3 protein-coding genes are annotated in these 3,379 nt (G+C 50.2%); all 3 read left to right on the top strand.

Annotation, left to right across the window (positions count from 1 at the left end):
- A partial coding sequence (locus tag C7R94_RS28455) for an FAD-dependent oxidoreductase (protein ID WP_106785903.1) occupies positions 1 to 1,035 on the top strand: 1,035 nt, incomplete at its 5' end.
- A gap of 30 nt (positions 1,036 to 1,065) precedes the next feature.
- On the top strand, positions 1,066 to 2,754 hold the full coding sequence (locus tag C7R94_RS28460) for a DUF4127 family protein (protein WP_106785904.1): 1,689 nt from the start codon (positions 1,066 to 1,068) through the stop codon (positions 2,752 to 2,754).
- 73 nt (positions 2,755 to 2,827) lie between these two features.
- Entirely contained in the window at positions 2,828 to 3,301 is a 474-nt protein-coding gene (locus C7R94_RS28465; protein WP_106785905.1) for an MgtC/SapB family protein, read from the top strand.
- Positions 3,302 to 3,379: the final 78 nt, after the last annotated feature.

Here is a 3,379-nt window from a genome sequence, read left to right on the forward strand (position 1 = left end):
TACAAGCTGGTCGCTGTTGAAATGCTCAAGGAAGCGGGCGTCAAGCTGTTTGTCCACAGCTTTGTCGATCAGGTGAAGGTAGAGGGGACAGAGATTACTTCAGTTACGCTCACCAGCAAATCGGGCAAGTATGAGATCAAGGCCAAGGTGTTCGTCGATGCGACAGGCGATGCAGATATTGCTTATTTATCGGGATCGCCGACGAGCAAAGGGCGAGATGGAGATGGGCTGACACAGCCGATGACCATGAAGTTTCGCATGCGCGGCGTCGATCTGGAGCAGGTGAAGCAATACATGCTTGATCATCCAGATGAGTTTTATCACAAGACGCCGTTTGCACAGCTGCCGTCCATTCCACTGACGGGTGTCCAAGGCTTTTATACGCATTGGAAGATGTCAGGTGTTCCGATAAATCGGGATCAAGTTCTGTTTTTTACAGGGCCAGAGAGCGATGAAGTTCTGATCAATTGCACGCGGGTACAGGGGCTGGATGGAACAGATGTCGAGGATTTGACGGAAGCGGAGGAAGAAGGGAGACGTCAGGTGTTATTTATGTCTGAATTTTTAAAAAATAAAGTTCCCGGTTTCGCGAAAGCATCCGTCTCCGCAGTCGGAACGCAAATTGGAATCCGTGAGACACGCAGAATCGTTGGAGAGTACAGCTTAACGATCGAAGACGTGGTCGCGGGCAGGCGTTTTCCGGATGTCATCGCACGAAGCGGCTATCCGGTTGACATTCACGATCCTTCTGGCAAAGGCGTAGTGGCAGCAGATATTGAAGGGGAGGGCGCTTATGACATACCGTATCGATGCCTGATCCCTCCGTCCATCGACAACCTGCTTGCGGCGGGGCGTTGTATCTCTACGACACATGAGGCGCTGGCTACGACCAGGCTTACCCCGAGCTGTATGGCTACAGGGCAAGCAGCAGGTACAGCAGCGGCCATCGCGTTTCACGACAAGACCCCTCCGCGTTTGATTCACGTGGCGAAATTACAGGAACAATTGCGTCTAGCGAATGCCGTCCTTGATTAAACCTTTTCATTTTGAAAGGAGATTGGATCGATGAAAAAGTTGCGCGTTGTCATTTCGGCACTAGCTATGGCAGCACTAGTAACAGGCATGGTTCCATTTACGCAGACGAGTACAGTTGCGGCGAAAAAAGCGTTACCCAAGCCCATTGCCAAAGTCGCCCTTGTCCCCCTCGATGATCGCCCGGTCAATACGTATTTTCCGCAAATGTCAGCACGGGCAGGCGGAGTGGAGGCGATTATGCCGGACGAAGACATACTCGGTCACTTTATGACTCCGGGAGATGGGGAAGAAATTGGCGATTGGCTAATCGAACAAGCAAGCAAAGTGGACGGCTCGGTCATCTCTGTCAGTATGCTGGCATATGGCGGGCTGGTTGCGTCCCGTACCGATCAACAGTCCTATGAAGATGCCCTGTCCAATATCGAAGCTATTAAGAGACTGAGAGATAAACATTCCAAAAAGCCGATCTACGTCTTTGATACGATTCAACGCTTGGCTGTGACGGCGACTGATCCCGAAACATTGAAATACTATGAGCAAATCAGAGAATGGGCCATTTTATACGATGAGGTGCACAACCTCGGCATGACAGAAAAAAAGGATCGGCTCGATCAGTTGGAGAGGGAGATTCCCGAGTCTGTGCTGGAAGATTACCTGAATGCCCGTGAGCGCAACCATAAGATTAATTCCTTGTTGATCGACTGGGTAGAGGACGGGACCATTGATTATTTAGTGCTGGCTCAGGATGACGCTGCTCCTCATGGCCTTCACCGGGCAGAGCGGGAGACCTTGGTCAAAAAAGCAAAGGAGCTGGATGTTGAGGATCGTGTAGCGATTTTCCCTGGAGCAGACGAAGTAGGAACGGTCTTGTTGAGCAGATTCGCCTTGAACGATATGCGCATCCATCCAAAAGTAGCAGTGGAGTATTCGGGCATAGACGGCAGTGAGTGGACGGCGCCGTTTGAAGACACGACCTTTGATGTAAACGTCGAGAAGCATATCTTCGCTGCAGGCGGCAAGCCAGTTCGGGATGAAGACGATGCAGATATCGTGCTCATGATCAATTCCCCGAAGAAAAAAGGACAGAGCAGCGCAGAGAGACGCGAAGACCTGGATGCGTTCGTCGAAGAAATCAATGAGCTTCTGGAGGAAGGAAAGCAGGTCGCCATTACAGACGTGACGATTACAAACAAAGCCGACCCTGAGCTGATCGCGAGACTGCAAGAGGAAGTAAAGCTGCCGGAACTGTTCGCGTACACGGCATGGGGGACCGCGGGAAATAACATGGGAAGCGCGTTGGGACAGGCGTTGCAACGATCAGCCTTTTTGGAAAAAGGAAATCAGTTCGGTGTGCCCTTAACGGTGGATGCGGCAGAAACTCATATCAATCTGCTCTTGTCATCGTTTGTAAATGACCATCATTACCGCAATGAAGTCATGGCAGAAGCACGAAACCTCGTAAAAGAGTTAAACGGAAATGAATGGAACCTCGGAGATGACTACGACGAAGTCAATGATTTTGTGAGGGATGCACTGACACCACATGCGGAAGAATGGTACGAAAACTATTTTGCCAATCAATCGCTGGTTATCGGGAAACGAGGCAAAAATACATTTGAAGGCGAAATTGTCGAATTAACGGATAAGGAGATCAAGCTTCCCTGGGAGCGGTTGTTTGAAGTCTTTGTCGGGCCAGAAGTGAGGATAGAAAGGGAGTAAGCTTTAGAAAAAGCCGGTCTATTTTTCGAATCTGCACATATCATGTCTCTATCGCTATAAGAAGGTGACAAGGATGGAGACTCTACAATGGTTGTATGTGCAGTATGACTTGGAAATGTATGTGCGGGTAGTGGTGAGCGCGATTCTCGGTTTGTTCATCGGGTGGGATCGCTCGCACAGAAACAAGCCTGCCGGGTTGAAAACGTATATGTATGTGTCCGTAGCCTGCACGCTCATCACACTCGTTTCCATTTACAGTACAAAGCTATACAGTGCGCCTGGCAACGGAACGATGATGGATCCGATGCGCTTGGCTGCGCAGATTGTTACAGGTCTTGGCTTTTTGGGAGCAGGCGTCATCTTGAAGGACGGCTTGAAAGTAAAAGGACTGACCTCCGCAGCCATGATCTTTTTCGCTGGAGGGATTGGCATAGGGATCGGAGCCGGATTTTACGGCATTGTGATATTCTCGGTTATCATCGCCTTTGTGCTCGCCAGGATCAGTCAGCGTGTGGAGGATGTTCAGCATAAGCGGTTAGGAAAGTGAATCGTGGAGAAGCGGTGCAGGGCAAGTTCCTTAGCATCGCTTTTTTGTATGAAATGGGGCTGTAGTGGGGGAAGAAGC

Source organism: Brevibacillus sp. NRRL NRS-603 (assembly GCF_003013445.1).
GTDB classification, from domain to species: Bacteria; Bacillota; Bacilli; order Brevibacillales; family Brevibacillaceae; genus Brevibacillus; species Brevibacillus formosus.

Bases quoted from the DNA above. Each gene is read 5' to 3' on its own strand.
- C7R94_RS28465 (WP_106785905.1), top strand. From the start codon at position 2,828: ATGGAGACTCTACAATGGTTGTATGTGCAGTATGACTTGGAAATGTAT.
- C7R94_RS28460 (WP_106785904.1), top strand. From the start codon at position 1,066: ATGAAAAAGTTGCGCGTTGTCATTTCGGCACTAGCTATGGCAGCACTA.